At 64.2% G+C, this 13,751-nt stretch carries 9 protein-coding genes and 1 riboswitch; of the genes, 8 read left to right on the top strand and 1 reads right to left on the bottom strand.

The genetic code is table 11. The features are described 5' to 3' along the window. Nucleotides 1–171: 171 nt before the first annotated feature. The 5 genes from GGD40_RS06135 (at nt 172) to GGD40_RS06115 (ending at nt 4,569) form a co-directional block, all read left to right on the top strand. A complete protein-coding gene (locus tag GGD40_RS06135; protein ID WP_179743120.1) occupies nt 172–1,101 on the top strand; it encodes a fumarylacetoacetate hydrolase family protein in 930 nt (309 codons plus the stop codon). A gap of 57 nt (nt 1,102–1,158) precedes the next feature. After that, complete coding sequence (locus GGD40_RS06130; protein ID WP_179743119.1) at nt 1,159–2,211, top strand: ABC transporter substrate-binding protein; 1,053 nt, start codon at nt 1,159–1,161, stop codon at nt 2,209–2,211. A gap of 87 nt (nt 2,212–2,298) precedes the next feature. Further along, nucleotides 2,299–2,952 carry a VOC family protein gene (locus GGD40_RS06125; protein WP_179743118.1) on the top strand — a complete coding sequence of 218 codons (654 nt, stop codon included), beginning with the start codon at nt 2,299–2,301 and terminating at the stop codon, nt 2,950–2,952. Between the two features lie 22 nt (nt 2,953–2,974). Next, nucleotides 2,975–3,718, top strand: a complete 744-nt coding sequence (locus GGD40_RS06120) for an ABC transporter permease (protein WP_179705580.1) — start codon at nt 2,975–2,977, stop codon at nt 3,716–3,718. Further along, entirely contained in the window at nt 3,718–4,569 is an 852-nt protein-coding gene (locus tag GGD40_RS06115; RefSeq protein WP_179743117.1) for an ABC transporter ATP-binding protein, read from the top strand. Before GGD40_RS06120 ends, GGD40_RS06115 begins: the two co-directional genes overlap by 1 nt. 36 nt (nt 4,570–4,605) lie before the next feature. Here the strand turns inward: GGD40_RS06115 and GGD40_RS06110 are convergent, their stop codons facing one another. Then, nucleotides 4,606–5,466: a spherulation-specific family 4 protein gene (locus GGD40_RS06110; protein ID WP_179743116.1), complete on the bottom strand. Its 861-nt coding sequence runs from the start codon at nt 5,464–5,466 to the stop codon at nt 4,606–4,608. A 57-nt stretch (nt 5,467–5,523) separates the two neighbouring features. Beyond that, a riboswitch (cyclic di-GMP riboswitch) is annotated at nt 5,524–5,602 on the bottom strand. A 719-nt stretch (nt 5,603–6,321) separates the two neighbouring features. Here GGD40_RS06110 and GGD40_RS06105 point away from each other — a divergent pair. The 3 genes from GGD40_RS06105 to GGD40_RS06095 are packed head-to-tail and all read left to right on the top strand — an operon-like array spanning nt 6,322 to nt 13,671. Then, nucleotides 6,322–9,090, top strand: a complete 2,769-nt coding sequence (locus GGD40_RS06105; protein WP_179743115.1) for a polysaccharide deacetylase family protein — start codon at nt 6,322–6,324, stop codon at nt 9,088–9,090. After that, nucleotides 9,083–13,084, top strand: coding sequence for a tetratricopeptide repeat protein (locus tag GGD40_RS06100; RefSeq protein WP_179743114.1), 4,002 nt, complete (start codon nt 9,083–9,085; stop codon nt 13,082–13,084). Before GGD40_RS06105 ends, GGD40_RS06100 begins: the two co-directional genes overlap by 8 nt. A 35-nt stretch (nt 13,085–13,119) precedes the next feature. Continuing rightward, a complete protein-coding gene (locus GGD40_RS06095; protein WP_179705572.1) occupies nt 13,120–13,671 on the top strand; it encodes a penicillin-binding protein activator LpoB in 552 nt (183 codons plus the stop codon). The last annotated feature ends 80 nt before the right edge of the window (nt 13,672–13,751 follow it).

The following is a 13,751-nucleotide window of genomic DNA, read 5'->3' as shown; positions in this document are numbered from 1 at the left end:
CTGTGCAAGCCCATGCAGTGTACGCGCGAACGTGTTCACGCCCCGATAAGTGTATACGAGGATTTTAATAAGAATACATGAGTGACTGAATGTATACGAAATGTTCAGTGCACTGATGAGGTCCTCGGCAACTGACTGACTCCCTACAAACGCAAAAAAGCGAGGCAACACGTGACCTGGTTTGGTATCGCAACTTATGAATCGAATGGCCGCCGCGCCACTGGTCTGGCGGTCGGCGATGCGCTGTACGACGCGCAGGCCGCGTTGAAGCAAAGCGCGTCGAACGCGTCCGGTGCGGATATCGACGATGTCGGCAGCCTGATCGCCGGATGGGAAAACGATGGCGCGGCGATCGTCGAACGGTTCGGCAACGCGGCCCGCGCGATCGAAGCCGGCACGCTCGATCTCGCCCCGCTCACTGGCCATACGTTGTGCGTGCCGTACCAGCCGCGGCGGATTTTCGCGGCGGCGTCGAACTATTACGAGCACGCGCTGGAGATGGGCACGGAGTTGGCGCCGCGCGAGGAAAGCACGCCGTACATGTTCATGAAGGCCGAAACCAGCGTGGTGCCGACGCTCGCCAACGTGGTGATTCCGCCGCACGCGGAGCGGGTCGACTGGGAGGTCGAGTTGGCGGTGGTGATCGGCAGAACCGGCCGCCATATCGCGCAGCGGGACGCGTACGACTACATCGCCGGTTACACGATTCTGAACGACGTCAGCGCGCGCGACCTGAATCGGCGCACCGACTATCCGTTCAAACACGACTGGTTTCGCGGCAAGAGTTTCGATACCTTTGGTCCGCTCGGGCCGTGGTTCGTGCCGCGCGCGTGTATCGCGGAACCGCAGAATCTGCGCATGCGCCTCGCGGTGAACGGCGAGATGATGCAGGACGGCAATACGTCCGGGATGATTTTCAACATCGCCGAGCAGATCGAATATTTATCGACGATCCTCACGCTGCAACCCGGCGATCTGATCGCTACGGGCACGCCGACCGGCGTCGGCATGGGACGCGGCATTTATCTGAAGGCGGGCGACGTGATGGTCGCATCGATCGACGGCATCGGCTCGATTGAAAATCCGCTGGTGGCGGGCTAAGCGTCGTCACGCTTGCCGCGCTTCTTTTTTCACTCCACTCAGGGACGGGGACACGACATGTTGCAGCGGATAGGGCGCGCGTTTTTGCAGCGGATCATGCAGCGGGCCATGCGGCAGCCTGCGTGGCGTATTGCATCGAGCGCGGCAGCGTTCGCTGCCGTCGCGCTTTTCGCAAGCGCCCCGGCGCAGGCCGCCGACGCCGTGCGCGTCAATCTCGCGTGGCTGCCGCAGGGCAGCACCGGCGGCATTCTGCTCGCGCAATCGAAGGGCTACTACCGCGAGGCCGGGCTCGACGTCAGCGTGATGCGCGGCTACGGCGGCCAGCGCACCGTCAATGAAGTGGATGGCGGTCTGTTCGAATTCGGCTACGGCGATCCGGTGAGCGTGATGCTGAACCGCGCGCATGGCGGCCATGCGGTGATGGTCGGCGCGATTAACACGCGCTGGCCGGGGGCGATGTGCTATCTCGAACGGCCGGGCTTCAAGGTGAATTCGCCGAAGGATCTGGCGGGTCTGACGCTCGGCGGCGGCGGTGCGTCGCCGGTGCAGAACATCATGCCGGCGTGGCTCAAACAGAACGGCCTCGCACCCGACGCGATCAAGACCGTGCGCCTCGACCCGGCGGTCATCAACACGGCGCTGCTGCAAAAGCGAATCGACCTGTCGGAGTGTTGGGAGGGCGCGAGCCTGCCGGTTCAGGCAGCGCTCGCGAAGCGCGCCGGTCAGCAACTCGGCCGCGTGTTCTACCGGGATTTTGGTCTGGATATGATGGGTAACGGCCTCGTGACCACCGATACCTTCGTGGCCCAGCATCCCGACGTGGTCAAGCGTTTCGTCGCCGCGACTTATCGCGGCTATGCGCTGATGCGCGAGCATCCGCAGGAAGCAGCGGATGCGATCGCCGCGCAGTATCCGGTGCTCGACAAGACGATCCTGCTGCAACAGATCGTCGAGACCAACGGCCTGATTACCGACGATCCGACCGACCACAAGACCGGCTGGCTGCGTCCAGCGCGCATGGAGTCGACGGCGGCTTTCGTGTCGCGTGCGTTCGGTACCGGCGCGAAGGTGAAGGCGGCCGATCTTTATACGAACCGATTCGTCGAATGAACCCGATCGGGAGAGTGTGCCTCGTCGAAGTATGAGGCGCGCCCTCCAACCAGCCTGCGCGCGGCGTGGGCAAAGAGGAGACAGGCAATGAACAGTTTGCGTCCGAAGCGACTTGGACACATGGTGCTGATGGTGCGCGACATTCAGAAGTCCGCGCGGTTTTATACCGACGTGCTGGGCCTCAAAGTGTCCGACTGGATCGGTGATCAGATGGTGTTTCTGCGCGCCGGCAGCGATCATCACGATCTCGCGCTCGCCCAGCTACCGAAAGATTCCACCGACTTCGACGATCTGCCGCGTTACTCGCGACCGGGTCTGGAGCACTTCTCGTATCTGATCGACAGCTACGAGGAAATGGAGCGCTCGGTGAAGGTGCTGCAGGAGCATGGCGTGGAGATCGTGCGCGGCATCGGCCGGCATGGTCCGGGCAATAACCTGTTCCTCGTGTTCAAGGATCCGGACGGTAATAACGTCGAGGTGTACTGCGAGATGACGCAGATCGGTGAGCGCGACGCGCACGAACCGCAAGTGTGGGAGCGCACGATCGAGTCGTTCGATCAGTATCGCTTCGAGCGTTTCGTCGTACCGCCGCCGCCGCATCTGGTGGCGCAGAAGCAGGCGCAGGCGTCGGCGTCGGCGCAGGTGTCGGCGCAAACGGCAGCGCAAGAAGCGGCCTCGTCGGACCCCACCGGCGAGCCCTCCAGCGACCCCGCATCGCGCGATCCGTCCGCTCGTCCGTAATTCGACACCCTTCGGAACCCTCATGAAGCGATTGATCGAAACCGTCTCGTTCTGGGTCGTGATTGGCCTGATCTGGGAATTCGGCGTGCGCTGGACCGGCACGCGCGACTACGTGCTGCCGGCGCTCTCGCAAGTGTTCGCGGCCGGTTGGGAAATGCGCGGGCAGTTGCTGTCGGACACGCTCGCGACCGCCTGGGAGGTGCTCGCCGGTTTCGCGCTGGCGCTGGTCGGCGGTCTCGCGATCGGTCTGCTCGCCAGCATGTCGAGCATCGCGCGGCGCACTTTGTTTCCGCTTGTCACCGCGTTGCAAAGCATGCCGAAGATCGCGCTCGCGCCGTTGCTGATCGTCTGGTTCGGCTATGGCTTCGCGTCGAAGCTGGCGGCGGCCGTGCTGTTCGCGTTCTTCCCGATCGTGATCGCGACGATGGGCGGACTCGCCGGTGTGCCGCGCAATCTCGACGAGCATTTCCGCGCGCTCGGCGCGTCGCCGGCGAAGACCTTCTGGCACTTGCGCTTGCCGGCCGCGCTGCCGGCGTTGATCGACGGGTTGAAGATCGCGATGCCGCTGGCGGTGATCGGTGCGATCGTCGGCGAATTCATCGGCTCGGAGTCGGGGCTCGGCCACCTGATCGTATTCGCGACGTCGAATGCGCAGACGGCGTTGTCGTTCGCGGCGATCCTGATGGTGACCGGGCTGGCCATGCTGTTTTACTGGGCCGTCGAACTGGTGTCGCGCGGCGTGTGGTGGAGAGGAGTGACAGTCTGATGGCGATGGTCGACAAGTTGCGTATCGTGGAGCGCGCCCCGGCAAGCGGCACGTCGGTTCAACCGTTGCCGCGCGACGGCACGGCGCCCGCGCTGATCGCGGTGGAGCAGGTGGGCAAGCGCTTCGCCGCGCGCGGCGGCGCGCAGGCCTTCAGCGCGCTCGACGAAGTCTCGATGCAGATTCGCCAGGGCGAGTTCGTGTCGATCCTCGGCCCGAGCGGCTGCGGCAAGAGCACGTTACTGCGCATGGTGGCGGGCCTCGTGCCGTGCGACGCCGGCCGGATTCTGCTCGGCGACGAGCCGATCGGCAAACCGGTGCCGGATATCGGCGTGGTGTTTCAGACCAGCAATCTGCTGCCGTGGCTGACGGTCGGGGCCAATATCCGGCTCGGCGCGAAGCTGCGCGATCTGCCGCGCGCGCAGGTCGAAGCACGCTTGCCCGCGCTGCTGGAGACGCTGGGTCTAACGGCCTTCGCCGACCGCTATCCGCACGAGTTGTCGGGCGGCATGCGGCAGCGCGCCGCGATCGGCCAGATTCTGCTGCTGCAGCCGCGCGTGATGCTGATGGACGAACCGTTCGGCGCGTTGGATGCGCTGACTCGCGACCGCCTGAATGTCGAGCTGCTGAGAATCTGGCAGCAGAGCACGCTGACGGTGTTGCTGGTCACGCACAGCATCCACGAGGCGGTGTTTCTGTCGGACCGGGTATTGGTCATGTCGGAGCGGCCGGGGCGCGTGATCCATGACGTCAGGATCGATTTGCCGCGACCGCGCCAACCAGAGCAGGTCAAGAGCGATCCGCGCTATGGAGAATACGTCTCGCAGTTGTCCGGGCTGATGGGCGTGTTCTAGCTCGCGCGGCAAGATATCGACCTGCTGCTCGCATCCTCACGGCGCGATGGCGTTCGTGACTTCGGCGCTCCAGTAGGGCGGCAAGGCCTTATAAGGATTGGAGCCGCCCAGCGAGGTCACGTACACGCCGCCCGCGCCGTGCGTGCTCGCGTATTGCACGATGCCCGGCATTTGCGCGGCCGTCGCGCTATACACCATGTGGATGAAGCGGGTCTTCGGATACGCCGCCTGCCAGCTCAACGGCTCGTATTTCGCGTAAGCCTTGGCGGTGCTTTCGAAAACGACGAACGTGTCCGCCGTCGGCAAGCTCGCGTAAAGCTCCGGAATGTTGGTGCCCGGATTGGCGGTCACCGAGTAGGTCGCGTTCAGGCCTTTGATGTAGTTGTACAGCGACTGGTAGTACTGGATGTGAGCGATTTTGCTGTCGTTCGACATCTCGTCGATAAAGAAGCCGTCGACCTTGTAAAGCGCGACATACGCATTGATATCGGCCACGACCGCGGAGAGCGAGCGCTTGCCATACGACGTGTGCACATAGCCGACCACCTTGCCGCCCGCCGCGCGAACCTTGGCCGTCGCCGCCGCGTAGTTCGGGTCCGTGGTGGCGCCGGGGCCGTTGTCCGGATTCAGGATGGCGGTGGTCGATACCTGGTGAGCCGAGGTGACCATGCTGTTCCAGTCGGCCACGCTTTTTGTCGCGTTGAAGTAGGAAGGCACCACCAGAGCGAGCGCGGCGGTGGTGCCCGCGAATGCCGTGCCGTGCAGACAACCGGTTACCAGGCAGGCCATCAGCGTGGCCCGTTTCAGCGCTTTGCCGACGTGTGTCGTGCGGCGGTTCGTTTCGTTGGATTCCTGAACCGCAACGCCGAGCGTGCCCAACCCCTGGATTTTTTTCATCTCGCCTCCTGACCCGGTCTGGCGAAGACCGTTGTCGATTGGCCCGCCGCGGTTACGGCGGGCAACTGGCAAACTCCCCAAGGGAGTCCCTATAGTTTTGCGTCGCCGGATCACTCCGGGTTTGCCAACTGCGCTAACGGCAATGCCGCCGATTCCTTTAGGGGCTCGGCCGATAAATCATCGCGCATACGATGCCGCCGCTCCGATCGCGTCCGCGGACCCGCCGTCGGCCGTGGCGGAGCGGCTGAGACCAGGGTCTTCCCGATCCAGCGGCATTTTTTCTTCCGAGTTGGCGCGCGCGATGGATGAAATCGATTTTCGTCTGGTATTACGGTTTATTACTTGCCGGGGTCGGCATTGGGGAAAGTTCGCCTTTTGCAAATCGAGGCGAATTGGCTTTTTGCAAAAGGATGTAAAAAAATCGCGAAAGGTTATTTGAAAAAAGAACGGTGGTGCAGTTTTACCCAATTATTGATCAGATGATTTGAGCGTGTTCATGGTGACTCGGGTTTGAGTGCGGCGTATTCCCAACACATCAAGCCAGGCTTTACCAGACAGAGGATTTGCCACGCAATCGTTTGCCTTGAGATTCAAGCAGATGCATTGCGTTGTATTCAGCCGCGTGGATGTCAACAATGGCTGAAGCCAGCTTGAGACGACTCAAGTCATGTGCTATCTTCCACGGCCTTAACAAGAAACAAACACAGGCCGGTTTCGCATCCGGCGCAACGCCGGATTGGGTTGCGTAATTAATGCCAAACAGGCCGGCTCAAAAATCAGCAAGCGGAATTTTCTCCCTGTGGAGATATCGCCGCTCGTGTTCAGTCAGCAGAGAACGGGGAAAAGATTTTGGCTATGAAGAAGCGGACCGGGACACGGGCCGGCGGGAATTCTCGCAAGGTAGCTGAACGAACCGGCGAACGGTTTCTCCGGCGTACCTTGATTGCAGTGCTACTTGGCTCGAGCGCCGTTGCCCCGCTTGGCGTTCACCTCCAGGCCGCGCCTTTGTCGTCGGCATCGGCCGCCGCTGGCGTTGCCACGGCCCCGCCGAATCTCGCTTTCTTCTACGCGGCCAATCCGCCGGTCGGCGAACTGCAGGCATTCGATGCCGTCGTGGTCGACCCCGCCACCGGTTTCGAGCCGCTGGCTCATCCGCTGCGTCATACCACGTGGATCGCGCGCACTACGGCCGGCGAGCCCGGTGAGTCATCCGAAGCTTTTATCGCCCGTCAGGTCGAGCCGCTCTGGCGGCGTGGCTATCGTGGATTCCTGCTCGAGACGCCGGTCGCCATCGCCGCGGCCGCGCGCATTCGTGAGACGCATCCGGATGCACGGCTGGTCGCTGGTGGCGCCGATGTCACGCAGGCCGCGCTGCCGTATGCGAAATCGCTGTACGCGGTGGTCGGGGACTCGCTAGTCCGCGGACTGGACGATAGCGGCCGCCCGCTCGAGGTGCCTGAAGCGCAACGCGCGGATCGCCTGGCGAAGGCCCGCGCCTTCACCCAGCAGACCGGCGTGCCGGTCGTGTCGGTCGAGTACTGCGCGCGCAACGACCGTCAGTGCGCCCGCGAAACCGCGGCTCGCGTGGTCGCGGCCGGCATGGTTCCTTACGTGACCAGCCGGGGGCGCGACGTGGTCGGCATCGGCAGGATCGAAGTGATGCCGCGCAAGATTCTCGTGGTTCAGGACCGTGACACCAAAGAACCGCTCGACTTGAGCGCCGGTGTGCGCGACCTGGCCACGCCGCTCAATTACATGGGCTACGACGTCGAATACGCCGACTTCTCGTCGCGTCTGCCGGACACCATTTCGCCGGATCGTTATGCCGGCGTGGTCGCGTGGATCCAGCGCGGCGCGGCGCCCGATCCCGAAGCCTGGCAACGCTGGGTCGCCGCGCGTATGGCGGACCATGTGCCAATCGCGTTTCTCGGCCAGTTCGGTTTCGACGCTGCCGGTTCGGGCGGCGCGGCGCTCGATCTGCAAGACGTGAGCGGCACGCTGACCGCGCCGGTCTCGGTGGTCAAGAGCGATCCCATGGTCGGCTTCGAAATCAATCCGAAACCCGAGCCGCGCGATTTGCTGGGTGTGCGCGTCGGACCGCGCAGCCAGTCGCTGCTGCGCATCTCGGCCAATGGCGTGCTGGTCGACCAGATCGCGCTCACACCGTGGGGCGGTTACGCACTGAGCCCTTACACCGTGGCCTCGCTCGACAGCATCGAGCAGGAACGCTGGGCGATTCAGCCAATGGCGTTCATGAAAGCCGCGCTGCATCTGCAAGACCTTCCGTCGCCGAGCGTCACGACCGAGAACGGCCGCCGCCTGTTCATGTCGCATGTCGACGGCGACGGCTTTGCGTCGCGCGCCGAATTCCCCGGTCCCGATTATTCGGGCGAGGCGCTCTACCAGCAGATTTTCAGCCGCTATAAGGTGCCGATGACGCTGTCGGTCATTGAAGGCGAGGTTGGCGCGAAGGGATTGCATGCGGATATTTCGCCGCGCCTCGAAGAGATCGCCCGCAAGATGTTCGCGCTGCCGAACGTCGAGATCGGCACGCACACGTATTCGCATCCTTTCCAATGGGAACATGTCGACAACAAGACCGGCGCCCAGGTGGATGTTGGGGGCGGCGATGCGGCGTTTTCGCTGAATATTCCGGGGTATAAATTCAATATCGACCGTGAGATCACCGGTTCGATCGACTACATCAATTCGCGTCTTGCGCCGCCCGGCAAGAAGACCGTGGTGCTGCAATGGTCCGGCGATTGCCAGCCGCCCGCGTTCGTCGTGCGCAAGGTGTATGAGGCCGGCGTCTATAACTTCAACGGCGGCGACACCGTCATCACGAAGTCGGCCAACAGTTGGACCAATATCGCGCCGATCGGCGTCGACAAAGGGCCGGGCGCCTATCAGGTTTATGCGCCGAACCAGGATGAGAACGTCTACACGAACGACTGGCAAGGCCCGTTCTATGGCTTTACGCGCGTACTCGAAACCTACGCGATGACGGACCGTCCGCTGCGTTTCAAACCGATCGACGTCTACTACCACATGTACAGCGGCACGAAGGTAGCGTCGTTGCGCGCGCTCGACCAGATCTTCTCGACGGTGCTCAAGCAGCCCGTATTGCCGGTGTATGTGACCGAGTACATCCGCAAGGTGCTGGACTGGCGCACTTTTGCCGTGGCGAAAGAGGTGGGTTCGCAAGGCGGCTGGGTGGTGCGTGGCGACGGCTCGGTGCGCGAGCTGCATTGGCCGCAGACCGCCAGACCGTCGCTTGATGCGGCGCAGGGCGTGACCGGTTTCTCTAACGGTCCCGACGGCACCTATATCCATATCGACGACGGCAGTGCGCGCTTCGCGCTCGGCGGCGCGGCGAGCGTGCCGTATATCGCCGAAGCCAACGGTTTCGTGCGCAATTTCCGCCGCACGCCGCAGGGTATGCATTTTGAATTTGCCGGTCATTATCTGCCGTTCGTCAAGCTGGCGAACGCGCAGTCGTGCCGGATCAGCATCAACAACCAGCCGGTCGCGGCCCGTCGCGACGGTGATTTCCTGCGTTTCGACACGCCGGCCGACATCGGCCCGAAACTGAACTATCTGTCAGTCGAGGCCGCCTGTGGTTGATACCCGCCCCCGCATCGCGCCGACCTGGCTCGTCCTGCTGCTCGCGGGTGTCGTACTGGTGACGCTGTACCTCGTGCATCCGCGCGGTGGTTTGCGTAGCCGGATGACCTCGACCGACGCGCCGAGCGATCTGAGCATTGCTTATCTGGAAGCCTGGCTGCGCGTGCAGCCCGATAACGCCGAGATTCTGTCGGTGCTCGGCACGCAATACGTGCGGCTGGGCCGCAACGAAGACGCGCGCCGGATCGCCGTGCGCATGGCGGCCATGCCGTCCGAGGCGATGCGCCGCGCGGCGCAGTTGCTGCGTCTGACCGTCGATACGCGCGAGATTTTTGCGCTGCCCGTCAACGACCCGGAGCGTGACGCCGCGCTAGTGCGTCTGCGCGCGCAGCTCGCGAATGCGGCCGCGCTGTCGTGGTCGACCGACGACCTGCAGGTGCTGGCCGAGATGGCCGCATCGGTGAGTGCGCAACAACTCGCTGAGCAACTGTATGCGCGCCTTGCGGTCCAGGATCCGGCGCAGCAAACGCGCTGGAACCGCGAAGTGGTGCGGTTCGCGATGTACGGCGGCGATTATCGCGGCGCGGCCGACGGCTGGTTCCGTCTTCAGGCGAACGCGGCGACCTTCGACGCGCAGCGGCAATGCTTTATCGAAGGCATCCGGGCGCTGCAGTCGGGCAATCTGCTCGACGACGCGCTTGCCGCCGCCGAGCAGCACGGCGCGGCCTTTGCCCACGATCACGAGACGCTGATCGTCTTGCTGAATCTGGCGCGCGCGGCGCATCGGCCGGACCTGGTCGATCGTTACGCGAAGGCGCTGGCCGGCTATGCGCAGGCTCAGCCGGACAACGGCGGTGCGCTGCGGCTGGTCGCGTTCATCCGCGAGCGCGAGCAGCTGGATGGCTCGCAACAGCCGTACGCTTATATGGACGGTCCGCAAGCCGGTTCCGGCCGGGTGATGCGGATCGGCACGCACGGCCGTGACGCGCATGTTGTGCGAGTGGCCGCAGCGGTGAATGCTACGGGTGCTTCGTCTGTTGCTACGGCATCGGGCACGAGCGCGGCATCCTCTGCGCCGGTGGCCGCCGCGTCGAGCTCCGCCGCCGCATCGGGGACCGACGTCCAGGGCCTGCTGTATCAGTCGTTCCTCGAATCGAACGATTTGCCGAACGCGCAGCGCGTGGCGACCGAACAGATCCAGAAGAATCCGGGCTCGGCGATCTGGGCCAAACGTCTCGCTCAGGTCGCCGAATGGAATCATGCGTCGCCGCTCGCCTTGCAGATGTGGCTCGTCTACGCGCAGGTCACGCAGGATCCGGACGGCTGGAAAAACGTGATGCGCCTCGCGCCGATGCTCAACGACGACAACGCCTATCTGGCGGCGTTGATTCAGGCGTCGAATGCGGCTCCCGGCGATCTGAAGCTGCTCGATTCGGTGGTCGCGACCTACGAGCGTCTCGGTCGTCCTGACGACGCGCTGGCTTTCCTGCGCGGCCGTCAACACAATTCGCCGGCCGAAGCGATCGATTCCCGCCTGGGGCTGCTCGCCGAGCGCTCCGGTCACGACGACGAAGCGCTGACCTATTACCGCAAGCTGAATCAGCTCTATCCGGACAACACGCAATACGCGCTGCGCACGGCGAGCATGCTGTATCGCCACGGCGACTACAAAGGTGCGCTCAACGCACTCCTCGCGGCACGCAAGGGGGCGAAAGACAACGACGTGCTGTTCTGGCGCAATGCCGCGCAACTCGCGCGTCTTCTGCAACGCGACGACATGGCGAACGACGCGTACAAGCATCTGTTGGCAAGCAATCAGGCGACACCCGAAGACCTGAGCGCAATGACGTACTTCTATGACGCATATCCGATCGATGCGGCTCGCACGTCCGAACTGCAATTCCGTCGCGACCAGTCGCTGCTCGCGCTGCAGGGGGCGATTCACTATTACACCATCGCGGAGCAGTTCGATCGCGTCGCGCAGTTGCTGGCGAGCCTGTCGCCCGCGCAACTGAGCGCGGCCGAACGCGATCCGGCTTTCCTGCAGGCGCGGGCCGAATATTATCTCGAGGTCGACCGTCCGTACGACGCGCTACACGACCTGCAGGCCGCCGCGACGCTGCCCGGCGCCACGCTGGAGCTGCGCGCCGCATTGCTGTGGACGCTGGTCGACTACGGCAGCGGAGCGCAACTGCGCGACGCGGTGGCCGAGTGGCGCGACGCGCCCGCCCAGGCGCCCGCCTTGTGGGGGCCGCTGGCCGCCGCGCTGATGCGTTTGAACCGGCCGGAAGCGGCGCTCAAGTATCTGCGCCTGCAGTCGGCCTCCATGTCACGCGATCCGCTCTGGCAACTGACCTACGCGGAAGCGCAGGAGATGGCCGGCCGCGCCGATCGTGCGTGGTCGATCCGGCGCAATGTCTGGCGCCAGATGCAGCAGGAAGGGGTCGACATCCGCGCCAACAACGCGGCGGGTCAGGTCGCGTTGCGCACACGGACGTCGCAGGGCGGGGACGTGCGCGAACAGTTGCTCGGCCGCCGCGTGACGCTCGCCTCGATCTTCGAAAACGGCGATGTGTCGAAGGCGTTCCTGACCGATCTGCTCGCCTCCGACGCCGGTCGCAACGACCACACCGAGGTGCGCCGCACGCTGCTCGGCGATACGCCGGGCCTGCCGCCCGCGCAACTCAAGCCGGCGAAAGCGACCGCGGCGGCGACGGCGGCGCCGGATCAGGCGCGTCTGACTTCGTCGGTGGCGCGCGATGTGGCGCTGGCCTGGGCGATGTCTCAAGAAGCGAATCCGCTGGCGAAGCGCTGGCTGGCTCGCCAGTACGCGTCCGTGCTGCTGCAGCCTTCGGAGCAACTGATCGCGATCGCGCTAGCCGAGAACGACAAGCCCGCCATGGAGCGTCTGCTGGATCAACAAGGCTCGCACTTGCCGCTCTACAACCGGATCGACGCGTCGATCGAGGTCGACCGTCCAGGCGCGGCCGAAGATCTCTCGTTTCAGGGACTCGAAGGCGCTCCTGACGATTCGGAAATGCATAGCCGCTTGCAGCAGACCGCGCTGAGCTGGCCGCAATCGCTCGATGCCACGGTCACGAGCTATGTCGAGCATCCGCTCGACTACATCGAACAAACGCTCGCGGGCAGCATCAAGGTGGCCGATCTGTACATGGTCGGCGTGACGGGTGTGCAGCGCTTCCAGCATTCGACCGATGCCTCGCAGCTCACCGAGGTCCCGGCAATCGATCGCTCGGTGGAGTTTTTCGCCCGCCGGCAAACCTACGACACGGCCTTCCAGGTGAGCGCGGGCCGTCGCGAGGCACTCGACAGCTTCTACACCGTCGCGGTGGGCGCGGAGTGGGGCAGAAACTCGCCGCTGTCGTTCGAGCTCAAGGCCGGCCGTAACCAGACGGCGCTGGAATCGCAGGCGCTGCAGATCGGCGGCATGAAGGACAACGTGATCGGCACGGTCACCTATCACGCGACGCAGCACCTGTATGCGACCGGCACCGTCGAAGCCGACCGTTTCTATAGTCAGGCGCGTCACTACCTCGGCAGCGGTGTGCTGTCGACGGGCGAGATCGGCTATCGGATTCGCACCAACTACCCCGACTACACGATACGGCTGATCGGCGCGCACGGCGACTACAGCGCCAGCGGCGCGGCCGACGGCCTGATTTCGCGGCTGATTCCGGTGGCCGCCGGTCCCGCCACCGCGGCGTCGTTCGTCCCCCAGACGTACTCGCAATACGGGCTTTTCTTCGGTTTCGGCAACGATCTGATCGATCAGTACACGCGCGCGTGGCGGCCGTTTCTCGACGTCGGCATGCTGCACGACACGCTCCAGGGCTGGGGGCCGGAAGTCAGCCTTGGGCTCGCTGGCACCGTGTTCGGCGGCGACCATGCGGCAGTCTTTTTCTCACATCAGCGCGTGTCGCGTCTCGGCACGCCGGTGACCCAGATCGGCGCGCGTTATAGCTGGTTTTACTGAATCCCGGTTTCGAATCCATCCAAGGAGAATTCTTCATGTACGGCATCAAACAATTGGCTCGAACCAGCGCCTGGTGTGTCGCGGCAACCACGCTGGCCCTGCTCGTGAGCGCTTGCGGCACGGTCCGTCAGACCTCGGGTCCGACGCTTTCGCGCGGCGACAAAGTGGCGGTGGTGTCGATCGCCAACTACACTGAAACGCCGGACGCCGGTCACAGCGCCGAGTCGATCGCGGCCAACACGCTGCGCGCCGGCGGCATTGCGGACGTGCGTATTGCGCCGGCCGATGCCAGCCGCAACGCGATGTTCGACACGACGCAACGCGGCGACGGCGACAAGGCGCTCGACTGGGCGCGCTCGCAGAATGCCCGTTACGTGCTCTCGGGCGCCGTCGAAGAATGGCGTTACAAGACCGGCGTGGACGGCGAGCCGGTGGTCGGCGTGACGTTCGAACTGATCGACGTGTCGAACGGCGCCGTGGTGTGGAGCGCGACGGGTACGCGCACCGGCTGGAGCCGCTCGGGTCTGTCGAGCGTGGCGAGCTCGCTGATCGCCAAGGTGCTGTCGCCGTTGCAGGCGCGTCAGTAAGCTTATCCCCGGGTGGCCGGCTGGCGCGTGAAGCGCGGACCGCGCACCGGAACCCGATACGACAAGTGAAAAGGAAATGG

Origin of the sequence: Paraburkholderia bryophila (genome assembly GCF_013409255.1) — a bacterium.
Lineage (GTDB): Bacteria > Pseudomonadota > Gammaproteobacteria > Burkholderiales > Burkholderiaceae > Paraburkholderia.
This window is presented reverse-complemented; position numbering and strand designations above follow the sequence as displayed.

Excerpts from the sequence above, each read along its gene's own strand:
- GGD40_RS06130 (WP_179743119.1), top strand. The coding sequence starts at position 1,159 with ATGTTGCAGCGGATAGGGCGCGCGTTTTTGCAGCGGATCATGCAGCGG.
- GGD40_RS06125 (WP_179743118.1), top strand. The coding sequence starts at position 2,299 with ATGAACAGTTTGCGTCCGAAGCGACTTGGACACATGGTGCTGATGGTG.
- GGD40_RS06120 (WP_179705580.1), top strand. The coding sequence starts at position 2,975 with ATGAAGCGATTGATCGAAACCGTCTCGTTCTGGGTCGTGATTGGCCTG.
- GGD40_RS06115 (WP_179743117.1), top strand. The coding sequence starts at position 3,718 with ATGGCGATGGTCGACAAGTTGCGTATCGTGGAGCGCGCCCCGGCAAGC.
- GGD40_RS06110 (WP_179743116.1), bottom strand. The coding sequence starts at position 5,466 with ATGAAAAAAATCCAGGGGTTGGGCACGCTCGGCGTTGCGGTTCAGGAA.
- GGD40_RS06105 (WP_179743115.1), top strand. The coding sequence starts at position 6,322 with ATGAAGAAGCGGACCGGGACACGGGCCGGCGGGAATTCTCGCAAGGTA.
- GGD40_RS06095 (WP_179705572.1), top strand. The coding sequence starts at position 13,120 with ATGTACGGCATCAAACAATTGGCTCGAACCAGCGCCTGGTGTGTCGCG.